Annotated in this window: 17 protein-coding genes and 1 riboswitch; of the genes, 12 read left to right on the forward strand and 5 right to left on the reverse strand. The window is 43.3% G+C overall.

Annotated features, from left to right (window positions below; all coding sequences use genetic code 11):
- Window positions 1-114: 114 nt before the first annotated feature.
- The 10 genes from RMX69_RS05760 (at window position 115) to arsJ (ending at window position 10,729) form a co-directional block, all read left to right on the forward strand.
- Window positions 115-1,467 carry an MATE family efflux transporter gene (locus RMX69_RS05760; RefSeq protein WP_322636780.1) on the forward strand — a complete coding sequence of 451 codons (1,353 nt, stop codon included), beginning with the start codon at window positions 115-117 and terminating at the stop codon, window positions 1,465-1,467.
- Window positions 1,468-1,687: 220 nt separating this feature from the next.
- Window positions 1,688-1,797: riboswitch (cobalamin riboswitch) on the forward strand.
- Window positions 1,756-3,381 (forward strand): precorrin-3B synthase, encoded by a 1,626-nt coding sequence (gene cobG / locus RMX69_RS05765; RefSeq protein ID WP_322636782.1) that lies wholly within the window; start codon window positions 1,756-1,758, stop codon window positions 3,379-3,381. (Overlaps the previous riboswitch by 42 nt.)
- Window positions 3,382-3,519: 138 nt before the next feature.
- Window positions 3,520-4,146 (forward strand): precorrin-8X methylmutase, encoded by a 627-nt coding sequence (locus tag RMX69_RS05770; RefSeq protein WP_322636783.1) that lies wholly within the window; start codon window positions 3,520-3,522, stop codon window positions 4,144-4,146.
- Window positions 4,147-4,148: 2 nt separating this feature from the next.
- On the forward strand, window positions 4,149-4,853 hold the full coding sequence (locus RMX69_RS05775; protein WP_094350610.1) for a precorrin-2 C(20)-methyltransferase: 705 nt from the start codon (window positions 4,149-4,151) through the stop codon (window positions 4,851-4,853).
- Between the two features lie 81 nt (window positions 4,854-4,934).
- Window positions 4,935-5,261 carry an ArsR/SmtB family transcription factor gene (locus RMX69_RS05780; protein WP_289797880.1) on the forward strand — a complete coding sequence of 109 codons (327 nt, stop codon included), beginning with the start codon at window positions 4,935-4,937 and terminating at the stop codon, window positions 5,259-5,261.
- A gap of 119 nt (window positions 5,262-5,380) precedes the next feature.
- Window positions 5,381-6,472 carry a PstS family phosphate ABC transporter substrate-binding protein gene (locus RMX69_RS05785; protein ID WP_289797881.1) on the forward strand — a complete coding sequence of 364 codons (1,092 nt, stop codon included), beginning with the start codon at window positions 5,381-5,383 and terminating at the stop codon, window positions 6,470-6,472.
- Between the two features lie 29 nt (window positions 6,473-6,501).
- Complete coding sequence (arsB, locus tag RMX69_RS05790) at window positions 6,502-7,653, forward strand: ACR3 family arsenite efflux transporter (protein WP_322636784.1); 1,152 nt, start codon at window positions 6,502-6,504, stop codon at window positions 7,651-7,653.
- A gap of 100 nt (window positions 7,654-7,753) precedes the next feature.
- On the forward strand, window positions 7,754-8,224 hold the full coding sequence (locus RMX69_RS05795; RefSeq protein WP_289797883.1) for a dual specificity protein phosphatase family protein: 471 nt from the start codon (window positions 7,754-7,756) through the stop codon (window positions 8,222-8,224).
- Window positions 8,225-8,372: 148 nt separating this feature from the next.
- Entirely contained in the window at window positions 8,373-9,389 is a 1,017-nt protein-coding gene (locus RMX69_RS05800; RefSeq protein ID WP_322636785.1) for an ArsJ-associated glyceraldehyde-3-phosphate dehydrogenase, read from the forward strand.
- Between the two features lie 77 nt (window positions 9,390-9,466).
- Window positions 9,467-10,729: an organoarsenical effux MFS transporter ArsJ gene (gene arsJ, locus RMX69_RS05805; protein ID WP_289797885.1), complete on the forward strand. Its 1,263-nt coding sequence runs from the start codon at window positions 9,467-9,469 to the stop codon at window positions 10,727-10,729.
- 203 nt (window positions 10,730-10,932) lie between these two features.
- Here arsJ and RMX69_RS05810 read toward each other — a convergent pair whose 3' ends face one another.
- Window positions 10,933-11,277 (reverse strand): ArsR/SmtB family transcription factor, encoded by a 345-nt coding sequence (locus RMX69_RS05810; RefSeq protein ID WP_289797886.1) that lies wholly within the window; start codon window positions 11,275-11,277, stop codon window positions 10,933-10,935.
- A gap of 86 nt (window positions 11,278-11,363) precedes the next feature.
- Between RMX69_RS05810 and RMX69_RS05815 the strand changes: the two genes are divergently transcribed.
- Complete coding sequence (locus tag RMX69_RS05815) at window positions 11,364-11,780, forward strand: ArsI/CadI family heavy metal resistance metalloenzyme (RefSeq protein ID WP_322636786.1); 417 nt, start codon at window positions 11,364-11,366, stop codon at window positions 11,778-11,780.
- A gap of 47 nt (window positions 11,781-11,827) precedes the next feature.
- Window positions 11,828-12,493, forward strand: coding sequence for an arsenical resistance protein ArsH (gene arsH, locus RMX69_RS05820; protein WP_322636787.1), 666 nt, complete (start codon window positions 11,828-11,830; stop codon window positions 12,491-12,493).
- Between the two features lie 72 nt (window positions 12,494-12,565).
- On the opposite strand, the gene RMX69_RS05825 is transcribed toward arsH, so the two are convergent.
- The 4 genes from RMX69_RS05825 to RMX69_RS05840 all read right to left on the reverse strand — a co-directional run bounded on the left by RMX69_RS05825 (window position 12,566) and on the right by RMX69_RS05840 (window position 16,027).
- Window positions 12,566-13,252, reverse strand: a complete 687-nt coding sequence (locus RMX69_RS05825) for a PHP domain-containing protein (protein ID WP_322636789.1) — start codon at window positions 13,250-13,252, stop codon at window positions 12,566-12,568.
- Between the two features lie 482 nt (window positions 13,253-13,734).
- On the reverse strand, window positions 13,735-14,871 hold the full coding sequence (locus RMX69_RS05830) for an AIR synthase related protein (RefSeq protein WP_289797889.1): 1,137 nt from the start codon (window positions 14,869-14,871) through the stop codon (window positions 13,735-13,737).
- An 83-nt stretch (window positions 14,872-14,954) separates the two neighbouring features.
- The gene (locus RMX69_RS05835) at window positions 14,955-15,161 is read right to left on the reverse strand and encodes a hypothetical protein (protein ID WP_099099470.1); all 207 of its coding nucleotides are present in this window, start codon (window positions 15,159-15,161) and stop codon (window positions 14,955-14,957) included.
- 263 nt (window positions 15,162-15,424) lie between these two features.
- Window positions 15,425-16,027, reverse strand: coding sequence for a superoxide dismutase (locus RMX69_RS05840; protein ID WP_094350617.1), 603 nt, complete (start codon window positions 16,025-16,027; stop codon window positions 15,425-15,427).
- Between the last annotated feature and the right edge of the window lie 354 nt (window positions 16,028-16,381).

The raw sequence follows: 16,381 nt of genomic DNA on the forward strand, positions 1-16,381 counted from the left end.
GATTTAATCTGATTCCATTAAGATAGATTCAAGTTCCCAGGAGCAATATCTCCTGAACATGGGTTTAGATTTTGGAAAAACCCTTTGTTCTTCACATCGGGTTATCAGCTGTATATGTTTTCTGAAGTTAAAAAATGTCTCATGTTAGCCGTACCTTTGGCAGCAGCACAACTGGCTCAATCTGCTACTGGTTTTGTGGATACGGTAATGATGGGTTGGTTGGGAAGTCAAACCATTGCATCTGGAGGTTTGGGAACTGTTATCTTTACTTTTTCTCTGTTGATTTTTACTGGTATCGTTTCTGCTGTCAGTCCGTTAGCTGCCCAAGCATACGGAGCCGGAAATAAAGAAAAAGTTGGCACAATTGTCCGGCTTGGACTAAGGATATCTCTGGTGCTAGGAATACCAATTACATTGCTACTTTACAATGGAGGCGCTTTACTACTTTTACTAGGACAGGATGCTAAGACAGTAGCACTAGCAGAGATTTATTTAAGAGCGATCGCACTGGGTTTTATTCCTGGTTTGGGCTTTGCAGTACTTAAAAGCTTTCTTTCTGCTCTATTGCAACCGCAATTAGTCATGGTGACAGTGGTTTTGGGTACTCTGTTGAACATCACAGCTAACTATGTGCTGATGTTTGGCAAACTGGGATTCCCGGCGCTGGGTTTAGCTGGTATCGGTTGGGCAAGCACACTTTCACTTTGGAGTATGTTTGTGGCTTTGGCAGTTTATATATATAATCAGCCTCGCTTTGCAGTTTACGGTATTTTTCGATCTTCGTCTCACAAAGCTTTTCCTCTAGAGCATCGCCGAATCGTTGGCGAGATTTTGCAGGTTGGATTGCCCATTGGGGGTCTGATTACGGTCGAAGCCGGACTGTTCACTGTTGTCACTTTGTTGATTGGACAATTGGGAACAAATGCCCTCGCTGCCCATCAAATTGCTTTACAAACAATTTCGATATCATTCCAGATGGCAGTAGGCATTTCTCTAGCGACAACAGTTCGTGTTGGACAGTTAGCCGGACAGAATGACCTAGTTGGCAGTCGTCTAGCTGGATATGTAGGCATTGCCATTGCAGCTTTAGCTATGGGTGTAGTAGGCATTGCATTTTGGCTAGTACCAAAGTCAATTATTTCTCTTTATATTGACATCAACAATCAGAACAATGCAGATGTGGTTGCCCTCGCGGTGAAATTGCTAGCAGTCGCGGCCATTTTTCAAATAGTTGACGGTGTGCAAGTTACTGCCGCAGGAGCATTACGCGGACTCAAAGACACTCGAATTCCGATGCTGATTGGCATTTTTGCTTATTGGTGTGTTGGTTTATTCACTGGTTATACTTTTGGGATCTCGTTGGGATCTGGAGCTATTGGTCTTTGGTGGGGATTGGCTATTGGTTTAGCGATCGCTGCAATCATCCTAACTTGGCGGTTTAGCACCAGGAAAACTAATAACTATTGAAGAAGAAGTCAGGAGTCAGAATCAATATGCGACGCTCGAAGCACTGCATAGCCTTAACTGAAAGTCAATTTTATTACGAATGTCCATTCGGATTGCTATAGCTTCAAGAGCTATATCTTTCGATCGGTAGTGGATAAGCTTAGTTAAAATTTCTGGCTATAGTAATGTAATATGATTATCTGGATGATGTCTGGTTGAAATCTATAACCTGAACAAAATCTAAATTACTCAAGCTGGGAGTTGGGAAACTCCGGTGAAATTCCGGGACTGTGCCGCAGCTGTGATGGGATGACCCAAGTCAGAATGCCAACTCTCAGGATGTCCTCAAGACACACTCACCGTCTACTCCCTGCGTTGCACGGGGAAGGAGTTCTAAGTTTGGTTTCTGGATTTGCCACTTGTCCTGGCTTGTTTTATGCTACTCCCGCCGCAGATGGGATATTATCTCGCGTTAGAATACCAGGTGGAATTATTAGTAGTCAGCAGTGCCGTGCGATCGCAGATATAGCAGAACAGCACGGTGGCGGCTATCTAGATGTGACTAATCGAGCCAACCTGCAAGTCCGTGAAATCCGCACGGGGATAAATGCTGAGGTTCTGAAGTACTTACAAAATATGGGATTGGGTTCTGACAATACTGTTGTAGACCAAATCCGCAATATTATGACCAGTCCAACTGCTGGTATCGATCCCCAAGAATTAATCGACACTCGTCCCTTTGTCCAAAGTTGGGATGATTATATTGCAGCACATCCGGCGCTTTCGGGACTATCGGCAAAATTTAGCGTTTGCTTTGATGGTGGTGGAATAATTCAGGTGTGCGATCGCTTGAATGATATCGCCTTTGCAGCTGTCTTACTTAACGACAATGTTTACTTTCGCCTCTATCTGAGTGTCGGCGAGAAGGGTCAACCCCCCAGCGATACGGGAATTTTGTTACCACCAGAGGACTGTTTGCCCGTCTTAGCAGCTTTGGCGGATGTCTATCTAGCTTATAGTCATACTACGAGTCAGCGGCGGCTACGTTTGAGAGAGTTATTGAATACTTTGGGTTGTGAAAATTATCTCCAAAAAGTTGAGCAGCGTTTACCTTTTTCTCTTTTGTACAGTGAAATAAGAAAAGACCTAACTTCCCTGCGAGGGAAGGGGGAGAAATTCTCCCCTCTCCTTGCAGGAGAGGGGTTGGGGGAGCGGTCAGATGCGAAATATCAGCATATTGGCATCCATCCACAACGTCAGCAAGGCTTATTTTACATTGGTGTCGTCTTGCCCCTGGGCCGATTGGAAAGTAAACAGATGCGGGGTTTAGCAGATTTAGCAGCAAAATACGGCAGTGGAACTCTCAGGCTAACCCCTTGGCAAAATTTGCTCCTTACAGATATTCCTCTGCAATGGGTTGCTGATGTCCAAAGTGAAATTGCTTTATTACAATTAGATTCTTCTGCAACCAATATCAAGGCTGGATTAGTTGCCTGTTCTGGAAAAAAGGGTTGCGCCGCTTCTGCCACTGACACTAAAAGTCATGCGTTGGCATTGGCAGAGTATCTTAAAACTCGCGTTACTCTCGATTACCCAGTTAATATCCACTTCACTGGCTGTGAAAAATCTTGTGCCCAGCATAGCAAAAGTGACATTACTCTCCTCGGCGTCACCATTGAAGCTGAAAATGAAACTGTAGAGGGATATCACATTTATGTTGGTGACAGCAATCAGAAATTCGGACGTGAACTATATCAATATGTAACTTTTGCCGAACTACCTGCATTAATAGGACGGATGCTATATGTATATCAAATTCAACGTTTAAATTCTGATGAGTCCTTTGGAGAATTTGCTAATCGATATGCACTAGCACAATTACAGCAATTATTTAATAAACACTTAGAAAATGGAACCACAGATAAATACAGATAGTTGATTCCTCCCTTTCTCTGACTCTGCGTTCTCTGTGCCTCTGCGGTTAATTAAATTAGGTATTCTTCTATTAAAAAAGAAGTATCTATACTAACTAACAAATCAATCCAAAATTTAAAATCTAAAATCCAAAATTGAATGTCCAACTATATCCGAGATGCCAACGAGATTTACCGTAATTCCTTTGCAATCATCCGGTCAGAAGCGAACCTAGATGTATTGCCACCAGATGTAGCAAAAGTTGCTGTGCGTCTAATTCATGCCTGTGGAATGACGGATATTGTCACTGACTTGGGATATTCACCAACAGCAGTACAATCCGCAAGGGCAGCACTGGCAAATGGAGCGCCAATTCTGTGCGATTGCCGAATGGTTGCCGATGGCGTTACCAGACGACGGTTGTCTGCAAACAATCAAGTTATCTGTACCCTCAACGAGCCAGAAGTGCCAGAACTTGCCCAGCGTATGGGTACTACAAGGTCAGCGGCAGCCCTAGAATTATGGCGATCGCACCTGGAAGGCTCAGTAATTGCAATTGGGAATGCGCCCACAGCACTGTTTAGGCTGTTAGAAATACTCGATGCAGGAGCGCCCAAACCTGCGATTATCTTGGGCTTTCCAGTGGGGTTTGTCGGTGCAGCGGAATCAAAAGCCGCACTGGCAGCAGATAGCAGAAATGTACCATTTTTAACCTTACACGGTCGGCGCGGTGGAAGTGCGATCGCGGCAGCAGCAGTTAACGCCCTGGCAACGGAGGAAGAATGAATATGCAACCCAAAGGTCGTCTTTATGGAATTGGTGTCGGCCCAGGCGATCCCGAACTATTGACTCTGAAAGCGCTGCGGCTATTACGTGCGGCTCCTGTGGTAGCTTATCAATCAGCTACAGATAAAGAAAGTATTGCTAGAGCGATCGTGGCGCAATATCTTCCTGGCAATCAAATCGAGGTACTATTTCACCTCCCCCGCGCTTTGGAACCAGAAAAGGCCAAGTCTATTTATGACAACGAAATTCAACCAATTGCCGACCATTTAGCAGCCGGTCGAGATGTTGTAGTGTTATGTGAGGGCGATCCATTTTTCTATGGTTCCTTCATGTACCTGTTCACGCGGCTATGTGACCAATACGAAACAGAAGTTGTCCCCGGAGTTTCTTCACTGATGGCTTGTCCGGTAGCCTTGGGTGTACCTTTCACCTACTACACCGATATCCTCACAGTCTTACCCGCCCCATTGCCAGCAGAAGAACTGACTACACATCTGCTGATGACCGATGCAGCCGCAATTATGAAACTAGGTCGTCACTTTACTAAAGTACGAGATATTCTGCATAAATTAGGGCTAGCGTCACGAGCAAGATATATTGAGCGGGCATCAACATCACAGCAACGCATCATCCCCCTAGATGAAGTCGATCCAGCCGAAGTACCCTATTTCTCAATGATTGTAATTCCAACTAAGAATCGACTATAGACTGACCTTTTCTTTTCGGTAAAGGTATTGTTGAACCGATGATTTAGACTTTACCATAAAGAAATACTTCAATAAAATTTGATGGTTCCTAATAGCACCTTTACTCCTGACACGATCGCTGCTGGCTTTCATGCCCTATCTGACCCCCTACGAATTCAGGTCTTAGAACTGCTACGCTCTCAAGAACTATGCGTCTGTGACCTGTGCGACCACCTGGGAACCACTCAATCTAAACTGTCTTTTCACCTCAAAACCCTGAAAGAAGCGGGTTTAGTTCGCGCTCGTCAAGAAGGGCGCTGGATTTACTACAGCCTCAATCTACCGCAGTTCGTTGCCTTAGAGCAGTATTTAGCAGAATTCCGCCGCTTTAGCCCCATATTACCTATTCGTCCCCCCTGCGAGAGTTAAAAATCCATCAATTTTTTTTGTAATGTTTTGTTTCCATCTACCTTTGTAAGTATTGACAAATCAATTTTTTTTGAAATGATAAAGATATGCTCTTGAGATAACTTACAGGGATGGTGTCTATGAAGACAACAGCAAAGAAATTGGCGATGCCTGGTTTGGGCTACGCCTACGCAGTAGGATTGTTGGCTTTGACAACTAGTTGCACAGCAACATCCACATCCAACCCATCCGCTCAAACTCAGCAGTCACCTTCTGTAACAGAGGTAAGGGATTCTGCTAAGGCTGCAACCACAACAATAAAAATTGATGGTTCCAGCACAGTTTATCCGATTACGCAGGCGATCGCTAAAGACTATCAAGCCGATCCAAAGAATCAGGTGCAGGTTGCAGTTAACATTTCTGGTACTAGTGGCGGGTTTGAGAAATTCTGTAATGGAGAAACCGATATTAGCAACGCTTCTCGACCGATTTTGAAGGCAGAGATGGAAGCTTGCAAAAAAAATGGTGTGACGTATATGGAGTTTCCCATTGCTTTTGATGCGCTTACCGTCGCCGTCAATCCGCAAAACAATTGGGCAAAAGACATCACAGTAGCAGAATTGAAAAAGATTTGGGAACCCTCAGCCCAAGGGAAAATCACTCGCTGGAACCAAGTACGTGCATCTTGGCCAGATCGGCCACTTAATTTGTATGGTGCTGGGAAAAAGTCTGGTACTTTTGACTATTTTACAGAAGCGACTGTAGGTAAAGCTAGAGTCAGTCGTAATGACTACACAGCCAGTGAAGACGATGAAGTATTGGTGGATGGCATTAGCAAAGATCCAAATGCTTTGGGTTACTTTGGCTATGCCTATTACGAAAAATCCCAAAATAAATTAAAAGCGCTGGCAATTAACAACGGTAAAGGTGCAGTACTGCCATCACGTCAAACTGTAGAGAAAGTTCAGTATCAGCCCCTTGCTCGACCTTTGTTTATCTACGTTAATTTTCGGGATAACCAAAACAAAGAATTAGTAAACAAATTTGTCGAATTTTACATAGATAAAGCCCCAACAATAGCAAATTCTGTGGGTTATATACCTTTACCAGATGACAGCAAACGCCTCAATTACGTTCACTTGTATCAAGGCAAAGTGGGAACAGTATTTGAAGGAGAAGCAGAAATGAACTTGACAATTGGTGAGTTATTACGAAAAGAAGCTAAGTTTTAGCAATTTCTTTTATTTTTAGGTTTATTCCCATGAGTCAGAATTCACAAGGTAGTACAGCCCGGATACAAGCAGGAAGCAATCTAAGTTTTTTTGAAAAATATCTCACCGTTTGGGTATTTTTGTGTATTTTTGTCGGAATTGCACTAGGTAGATTGTTTCCAGGGATAGCAATATCTCTTGATGCAATGAGTGTGTATCAAGTGTCTATTCCCATCGCAGTATGTTTGTTTTTCATGATGTATCCCATCATGGTGAAGATTGACTTCACACAAGCAGCAAATGCTATCCGCGCCCCAAAACCTGTGATTCTTACCTTAGTAGTAAACTGGTTAATTAAACCATTCACAATGGTAGTATTTGCTCAGTTTTTCTTAGGATGGTTATTTCGTCCTTTGATTACCGGAACTGAGATCATTGGCGGTAGCGAAGTAGCACTGGCAAACTCTTATATTGCTGGTACTATCTTACTAGGAATTGCTCCTTGTACAGCAATGGTACTGTTGTGGGGATATCTTTCCTACGGCAACCAGGGACACACCTTAATAATGGTGGCAGTAAATTCTCTGGCGATGCTATTCTTATACGCACCATTGGGTAGATGGTTATTAGCGGCGAATGATTTAACCGTACCCTGGCAAACTATTGTTTTATCAGTAGTAATTTATGTTGGATTTCCCCTAGTGGCGGGAATGTACAGCCGTTATTGGATTTTTAAATACAAAGGTACAGAGTGGTTTGAAGGACGATTTTTAAAGTATCTGACTCCAGTTTCAATTACTGCTCTCTTGCTAACATTGGTACTGCTATTTGCATTCAAGGGCGAATTAATTGTTAAAAATCCCTTGCATATCTTATTAATTGCCGTACCACTATTTATCCAAACTAATTTCATTTTCTTGATTAGTTATGTAGCAGCATTGAAGATGAATTTATCCTACGAAGATGCTGCACCCGCGGCATTAATTGGAGCAAGCAATCATTTTGAAGTTGCTATTGCCACTGCTGTGATGCTATTTGGTTTAAATTCAGGTGCAGCACTGGCTACAGTGGTAGGTGTTTTAATTGAAGTGCCAGTAATGTTGATGCTGGTTGAGCTTTGTAAGCGCACAGCAGCTTGGTTTCCACGGGAACCGGAAAAAGCAACATTGCAAGATCCGCGCTGTTTTGGTGTCTTAAAATGACCACAATCTTTAGAGTCAAAGATTGTGTAATCAAAGTAAAAGCTGATCTTCATTGATAGAACTGCCTGTACTAATTAGTCCTCGTTAATTGCTCAAACTAATGGAACATGAATCAATTCAACCGATTTCAGAAAACTTGTGGTGGGTGATTCCAGGGAAACTAGCAGGTGTTCGTAAGCCCATAGCAGAGGAATTGACAGAGTTATACACGGCAGGTATACAAGCAATTGTCTCTGTTATGGATGACCCCTCTAACTTAGATTTGTATCAACGAGCAAACATTCCTTATCTTTGGTTGCCAATTAAAGGTGGCACGACACCCAACCAGAAGCAACTTCAGGATTTACAAAATTTCGTTGACAATCAAAATAACCTTGGCAATGGTGTTGCAATTCATTGCACCAATGGCAGACGGCGAACAGGGACAATGCTAGCTTCTTATTTGATTTGTAGTGGCTCATCTTATAACGATGCAATCAAGACAATTGGGCGTGCAAACCCCGAAATAGAACTGCGAGAAACCCAACATAACTTTCTACAAGAATTAGAGCGAGTTAAACAAATAACATAGCTCACCTGCCAATTGTTAGTGGTAAAAACACAAGTAGAGAGCGAAGCTGAAGAGCCAAAATTATTACCTTTTCAAAAGTAGTTTTAATGCAATTTCTAGAGTATTGAACTACAAAATCACATTTTGTTAATTAGCGGTAGGAAAATTAATGACAATTCGGATTGGGATCAATGGATTCGGTAGGATTGGACGGCTTGCTCTGCGTGCTGCATGGGGTTGGCCAGAAGTAGAATTTGTCCATATTAACGAAATCAAAGGTGGGGCAGTAACAGCCGCTCATTTGCTCAAATTTGATTCTGTCCACGGGCGTTGGACTCCAGAAGTAGAAGCACAAGGAGAACGCATTCTCATTGATGGTACACCTCTGAGCTTTAGCGAACATTCTCAACCTGGAGATGTGCCTTGGGAAGAGTTGGGTGTTGATATCGTGTTGGAATGCTCCGGCAAGTTTAGAACTCCCGCCACCCTAGATCCGTATTTTAAGCGGGGAGTACAGAAGGTAATTGTGGCTGCTCCGGTAAAGGAAGAAGCCTTGAATATTGTCATGGGAGTTAACGATCAACTTTATGAGCCAGAAAAGCATCATCTGCTAACTGCGGCTTCTTGTACAACTAACTGTTTGGCTCCAGTAGTGAAGGTGATCCATGAAGGTTTGGGGATTAAACATGGAATTATCACCACAATCCATGACAACACCAATACTCAGACTATCGTCGATGCTCCTCATAAGGATCTGCGTCGGGCAAGAGCTACGAGTCTATCTCTGATTCCTACCACTACTGGATCGGCAACTGCGATCGGGTTGATTTATCCCGAACTCAACGGCAAACTCAATGGTTTGGCAGTACGAGTACCACTGCTCAATGCTTCTTTAACAGACTGTGTATTTGAAGTTGTGCGACCCACAACCGTAGAAGAGATTAACAGTTTGCTAAAAACAGCTTCCGAACAAGCACCGCTCAAAGGAATTCTGGGATATGAAGAGCGTCCTTTAGTCTCTATCGACTACAAAGACGATCCTCGGTCTTCCATCATTGATGCTCTCTCAACAATGGTTGTAGACGAGACACAAGTGAAAATACTTGCTTGGTATGACAACGAATGGGGCTATGCCAACCGGATGGTTGAACTCGCCCGTAAGGTGGCTTTGAATCTGAAGGCGTGAACTATTCTCATTTAGAAATACTCTGCGTGTCTTTGCGCTAACTCTGCGTTCCCTTGCGTTTAAATCTCTCTTCCCTCATGGCTTCTACTACAGCTCATAGTGCCAATTTCAAGAACTATATCCTAGTCACCCTCGCCTATTGGGGTTTCACCCTTACCGATGGTGCCCTGCGAATGTTGGTCTTGCTATACTTCAACCAAATTGGCTATACACCGATACAAATTGCCTTTCTATTCCTGTTCTACGAAGTCTTCGGAGTTGTCACAAACTTTTTGGGCGGTTGGATTGGTTCTCAGTTTGGATTGAAGGTAACACTTTATAGCGGCATTGGATTACAGATTTTTTCTCTAGTTATGCTGTCTTTCCTCAATCCAAATTGGGTACAGTGGATTGCTGTTGTTTATGTGATGGTGGCACAGGCATTTTCTGGGATTGCGAAAGACTTAACCAAAATGAGTTCTAAAAGTGCCATTCGGTTGGTGGTACCTCAAGATGCCCAATCATCTTTGTTTAAATGGGTAGCGGTGTTGACGGGTTCTAAGAATGCTCTCAAAGGAGTTGGCTTCTTTATTGGTAGCGCTCTTTTGGCTGCGGTTGGCTTCATCAATTCCCTGTGGATTATGGCAGGGGGACTTTCCCTGATTATGTTTTCTGGGTTAATGCTTCCCAAAGGGATGGGCAAAATCAAGAAGAAAGTCAAGTTTAGTCAACTGTTTTCTAAGAGTGAAGAGATTAATATTCTTTCTGCTGCTCGATTTTTTCTCTTTGGCTCTAGAGATGTGTGGTTTGTTGTGGGATTGCCAGTATTTTTGCGTGAGATTTTGGGTTGGTCATTCTATCAGGTTGGTGGATTCTTAGCTTGTTGGGTGATTGGTTATGGCGTTATTCAGTTTTTAGCACCAACACTGATTCAGCGATTTGGTTCTGGTCGTCCGCCACAATCAAAGACCATCCAATTCTGGACATTTACTTTAACAGCAGTTCCAGCAGCGATCGCTCTTGCTCTCCAACTAAATATACCTGCAAATATTGCGATCGTTGGTGGACTCCTCATTTTTGGCGTCGTGTTTGCCTTCAACTCAGCAGTTCACTCTTATTTAGTGTTGGCTTTTACTGATGATGACAAGGTAGCGCTGAACGTTGGGTTTTACTACATGGCCAATTCAGGTGGTCGATTAGCTGGAACTGTTTTATCAGGTTTGATATATCAGTTTTTCGGGTTAGTGGGCTGTTTGTGGACATCCATGTTCTTTGTACTAGCAGCAGCATTGATTACTCTGAAGCTACCCGATCCCGAACCGAGCAAAGCGATCGCCTGGAAAGCAGGAGATGGAGACTAAAACAATGATCCAGATGTACTAGACCTAGCCCCTATAAAGCTGTATCATTAACCACTATAAGCTTGCCAATCGTGCTGGTGGGCGTTGTTAAATATGCCATTCGAGGGGCGTTTACAGACCGCGCAGCTTTGAGCAATACTGTTGCTCCTATGGGAGTAGGTTCGGTGATTGGAGCCGTCGTTGAGGGAATACTGCTTTCAATCTCATTTTGATTTTGGAAGCGTTAGCACCTTCTGCAATATCTCGAACCGCTCTGGTACTAACCGATAGTAAATCCAAGTACCGCGTCGTTCCTTTTGAAGCAATCCTGCTTCATACAATACTTTAAGATGATGGCTGACAGTGGGTTGTGATAAACCAAGTGGCTCTACCAACTGGCAAACGCAAGCTTCCTGTGCAGGCTGAACCGCAATAAAACTGAGCAACTGTAGCCGAGCCGATTCGCCCAGCACTCTAAATAGCGTAGCAATCTGAGCGGCTTCATCCGGCTGCAACACTTCTTGCAGCAGAAAAGGACAACAAGTTGAAGTTGAGGTTGAAGAATTCATATTTATATATTGACACTCATCAATATAATTTGGCAATATATAGATAGTTGTAAATATTGATGAGTATCGATGTAAGGAGAAATATCATGTCCCGTATTCAACTTGCCCTGAATGTTAGTGATATCGATGCTGCGGTTGATTTCTATAGCAAGCTTTTTGGTACTGAACCTGCAAAACGCCGCTCTGGATACGCTAACTTTGCGATCGCTCAACCTCCTCTGAAGTTAGTACTAATTGAGAATACAGAGGCACCTGGCACTCTCAATCATTTGGGTGTAGAAGTCGAGACAGCAGATGAAGTAGTCACTGCAAGCGAACGCCTGCAACAACTTGGGCTAGAAACTCGACAAGAAGAGCAAGTGACCTGTTGCTATGCCCTTCAAGATAAAGTATGGGTGCATGACCCAGATGGCGCACCTTGGGAAATTTATAAAGTTTTGGGTGACTCACAGGTGCGGGATATTAAACCTGCTGAAGTCAGCACAGGGGCGTGCTGTCAATAAGGAGCCTGTCTTCTGTCTGTAGCTCTACACTTATCTATCCCAGCTCTATGAATACATTTGACCATCCCCCCAGAATTTTATTTTTATATGGTTCTCTGCGTGAGCGTTCCTATAGCCGCCTTTTGGCAGAAGAAGCCGCACGCATAATTGAAGAATTTGGGGCAGAGGTAAAGTTTTTCGATCCCCGTGAACTGCCGATTTATGGCAGCGTACTTGACAGCCACCCAAAGGTGCAGGAGTTGCGTCAATTAAGCTTGTGGTCAGAAGGGCAGGTTTGGTCTAGCCCAGAGTTGCACGGTCAGATTTCTGGCATTATGAAAAATCAAATTGATTGGATTCCGCTCAGTATCGGAGCCGTTCGCCCGACTCAAGGGAGAACTTTAGCTGTCATGCAAGTGAGTGGTGGATCTCAGTCTTTTAACGCTGTCAACACATTAAGAATTCTTGGACGCTGGATGCGGATGTTTACTATCCCAAATCAATCTTCAGTGGCTAAAGCATATCAGGAGTTTAACGAAGATGGGACTATGAAGGATTCGCCCTACCGCGATCGCGTTGTCGATGTGATGGAAGAACTTTACAAATTTACCTTGCTATTGCGTGACAAAGTTGATTATCTCACAGACCGCTATAGTGAACGTAAAGAAAAAGCTGCCAAAGAGACAATCATGATAGCTTCTAAATCTCTTGAAATTAACTCTAAAACAAATTGACTATTGAATATCCAAAAAAAAGATAACCTCCTGGGAGATTGAACCAGGAGATTTAAACAAATTGATTCATCTTTACAAGCGTTGTAGCAGACTCAAACCGTGGCTATCAGTACCACAGGTATTGAAAAGAAAGTATTCATCAGCCAACTTTTGCACTTGTTCTGATTCCAATACGCTGGGTTGCCAGGGGTTAGGGTTATTGTAGGCGTAGAAAGTTTCCACGCCATCAATGCCCTTTTGGGCCGCAGCTGGAATTAAGTCGAAATGCGATCGCTTATAACGAGCTGGATGAGCCAGAACTGCCAATCCCCCAGCTTCATGAATAGCGGCAATCACGTTACTTGCCTGATATTCTTGCCCTGTAGTTGGCCTTCTTTGCAGATAGGGTTTCATACTAGGGTGTTCTGTGGCAAAAGCGTAAGCCAAAATGTGAACTTCTATATTCAAAAGGTTGGCATTGATTTCCACGCCACTCCACAGGTGAGGAGTTATTGCATGAGGATTATTCCACTTCCAATCTTCTAACCAAGCAAGGCCTGCTTGATAGCCTACAATACCATGATGATCGGTGATGGCTAACCCTTTTAACCCAATAGCGATCGCCTGTTCCATCAATGCACTCGGCTGCAACTTGCCATCTGAGAAGACAGTGTGCATGTGAAAGTTGAATAACTTTGGACAACTATGTGCATCAATGTTACGGAATACTTGCTTTAAAAGTTCTGCCGAAGCTGTAGTACGGGCCAAATTTACAACCATAACCCCCTCTGAAGAAAAACATATTTTTTTAACACACCAAAATGCCACATCTCTGGATGAGAAACAACCAACACTAAAAATTAGTATCGGCTGCTACTTTCTCAGCTTTCTCAGCGAATTTTTCAATATGTTAAGACTACGTTAGCAAATCTTAATCTCAGTAGTCATGGGTAATACAAACTACTTTACTGTTAAGCAGTAGTAAATATTACATCCAAATTTTCATAAATGCGTCTATAGCATCTGTGGTAAATGACTTATAAGATAAAGGTTTAGTAGAGTAATTATCTCTATTCAGCCTGAAATGCAAATTTATTTTGTGTGTAAAAAACTTTATTCTTCTCAGTAATTACAGCTTTCTTCTAAGCAATAATGACTTTAGCGTAGGCGTAGCCCACCGCAGGCATCGCATAAGTGAGTCTAAAATAACTTCGAGAAAACTAGCTTTGTCTACGACGGGCTATGCCTACGCTTGGGTTGGATTATACCCCTCGCGCAATTCCAAAAGAATCTCCCTTCAATGTGACTTCAAGGGGTTTTATCACTACCTCGCGGGAAAGAGACGCTTCAACCCTTCCGGCAATCACAGCCGAAAGTTGATGTTCTCTTGCAAGCAGGACAATTCTCTCTGCATCTTGCTCCGACTCTGTATAGAATGCGAATCCTGCACCGTAATTGAACACCGAAAGCATCGTCTCGACCCCGCCCTCAAGATGACTCTCAGCAAATGTAAATATCTCTGGTACTGGGAGCATCGTTTCGATAACGTACCGAAGTGGCTTCACCGACCGCATCAGCTTTTGCCAGCCATGACCAGTAATATTCTCCATCGCCGTGGGACGAATTCCTTCGCCAAGCACTGCCTGTACAAGGGGCGTGTAGAGATACGACGCAGCATTCATCGCTTCCCAGAACTCCTGCCCACTAGGAAGTTTTGTTCTGTAGCCATCAGGGAGCGACTCAGCAAGCTTTCGCAGTGGCGTAAAGCCGTTCTCATGGGGGCCTGAACTTTCCACCAGAACAATAGTATTTCCGGCATCCAGACGCGAGCTATCAATGGGAGCGACACCAGCGGGCATAACCCCAAAAACCGAGCCGGCGATGTCGAGCCGCCCTGGAATCATCTTGGTTTTTAGTTGAGGAGTTTCCCCTGAAAGATAGACACACCCGACTCGTTTACAGCCCTCAACTACTCCATCCAGAAATCCATCAAGGAAAGCGGGGGTAAAAATTGTTTCGGGAGTACTCGATGGCAGATAAAGACCGAGAAGTATAGTCTGCATACCTGAAGTTGCGGCATCGTTCGTCAGACACGAGATAATCTTAATCCCAATATTCCACCAGAATCGTCTAAGTTCTTCTTCGGAAAGGTCGTCAGGGCGGGTATCGTCTGCGGTGCCCAGTCCTTCGGGCACAAGTGTCATCGAAAGTTCTCTAGCCCCCGCCTCTAGAAACGGAGCAAGATTGAAGCTGAAAGCGTTAGCACTTGCTCCCAGACCTGATGCGGGGACGATGCCATAAGCGCTTGCAAAGCCAAGTGTGCGTTTGGCGGCATCGATGAAGCGTCGTTTTGCAGCATCGAGAGTATCGTAATCGACTTGATCGAGAGCTTGAGCCATCAGGTTGTGTTTTAAGTTAGGAGTTAGGAGTTAGGAGTTAAAAGTTAGGAAAACTCATAACTCATAACTCATAACTCCTCACTTTAAAATACCTCATCTTCAATACCACGCCACCATTCACCCAATTTCATCAAGTCTTGGTAAATATCTTCTAATTCTTTGGTATAAACATCGTTTGTCAGGGTGGCTCGACGCTCTTGCAATTTTTTGAGGCGCAGTTGTACCAATACCCAAGGTTTAGAGATGCTATTCGTTGCTTCAATGTATTGCGCTAGTTCTTTGCTATCCATATATTTTGATTTATCCACCATCCCCCTCAACGCCTAACCAAAAACAGCCACGATACTAGTACAATGTCTAAGCTAGTTTTACGGGTTTGTAGTAAGCACTAAAGTGCTTAGAAAATAAGGACTAAAGTCCTTACTACGAACTCGCTTACCCATCAATTTAAACTTGACTGACTACTGTCGTGACTGTTAGGGGCTTGAAACCCTCTTGGCAGAGGAAAAATAAATTCTTTCCTCCTGCCCTCTGCCTTTCTTTGGCCAAGTAATTAAGCTTTAGCCAAGTTTTCAGCAGCAAAGTCCCAGTTGACCAAGTTTTCTAGGAAATTCTTGATGAACGCTGGACGGGCGTTTTTATAGTCAATATAGTAGGCATGTTCCCAAACATCCAAGGTTAGGAGTGCCTTTTTACCATGAGCTAGGGGATTTTCTGCATTTGGTGTTTTGATCACCTTTAGCGTACCACCATCATCGATCAGCCAAGACCACCCACTGCCGAATTGAGTTGCAGCCGCGTTAGAGAACTCTTCCTTGAACTTGTCGAAGCTACCAAAATCTTTATCGATTTTGGCTGCGAGTTCACCTGTGGGTGTGCCACCACCTTGTGGTTTCAAAGAATTCCAGAAGAAAGTGTGGTTCCAAACTTGGGCAGCGTTGTTGAAGATTCCCACCTTAGAGGAGTCTTGGAAGGAAATTTTGATTACTTCTTCCAAGGACTTATCAGCAAGTTCTGTACCTTCAGTGAGCTTGTTGAGGTTGTCTACATAAGCTTTGTGATGCTTGCCGTAGTGATACTCGAAAGTTTCAGCTTTCATGCCAAAAGGCTCTAGAGCATCTTTTTCAAAGGGTAGTGGGGGCTGTACAAATGCCATTGTGTCAAATCCTCTCTTTACCGGTTTCTAGTTTTAAGCTATTGCAAAAGTTGGGTAAATTAATAGCTTTTATTTGTAGGGGTTTTATGTCTTTGATTAGTGAAACATAAAACTTAACATCGTCATTCTACTACCAAAGTGTAGATCAAGTGAAGACGGAAACAAAGTACTTTGGTGATAAGTCAAATCAATAGTAATTCTTGACTATGAATAAAAATGACTAATATCTTCTAGCGAAAGGCCAATAACTAACTAGCATTTAGGAATTAAAGTTTTAATACTTCTATCTTTAGTAAGATTAATTATGATTTGCAAAATCAGTCGAAAGCGAGATGATTTAATAATATTTAAATA

Origin of the sequence: Nostoc sp. EspVER01 (assembly GCF_034530635.1) — a bacterium.
Lineage (GTDB): Bacteria > Cyanobacteriota > Cyanobacteriia > Cyanobacteriales > Nostocaceae > Nostoc.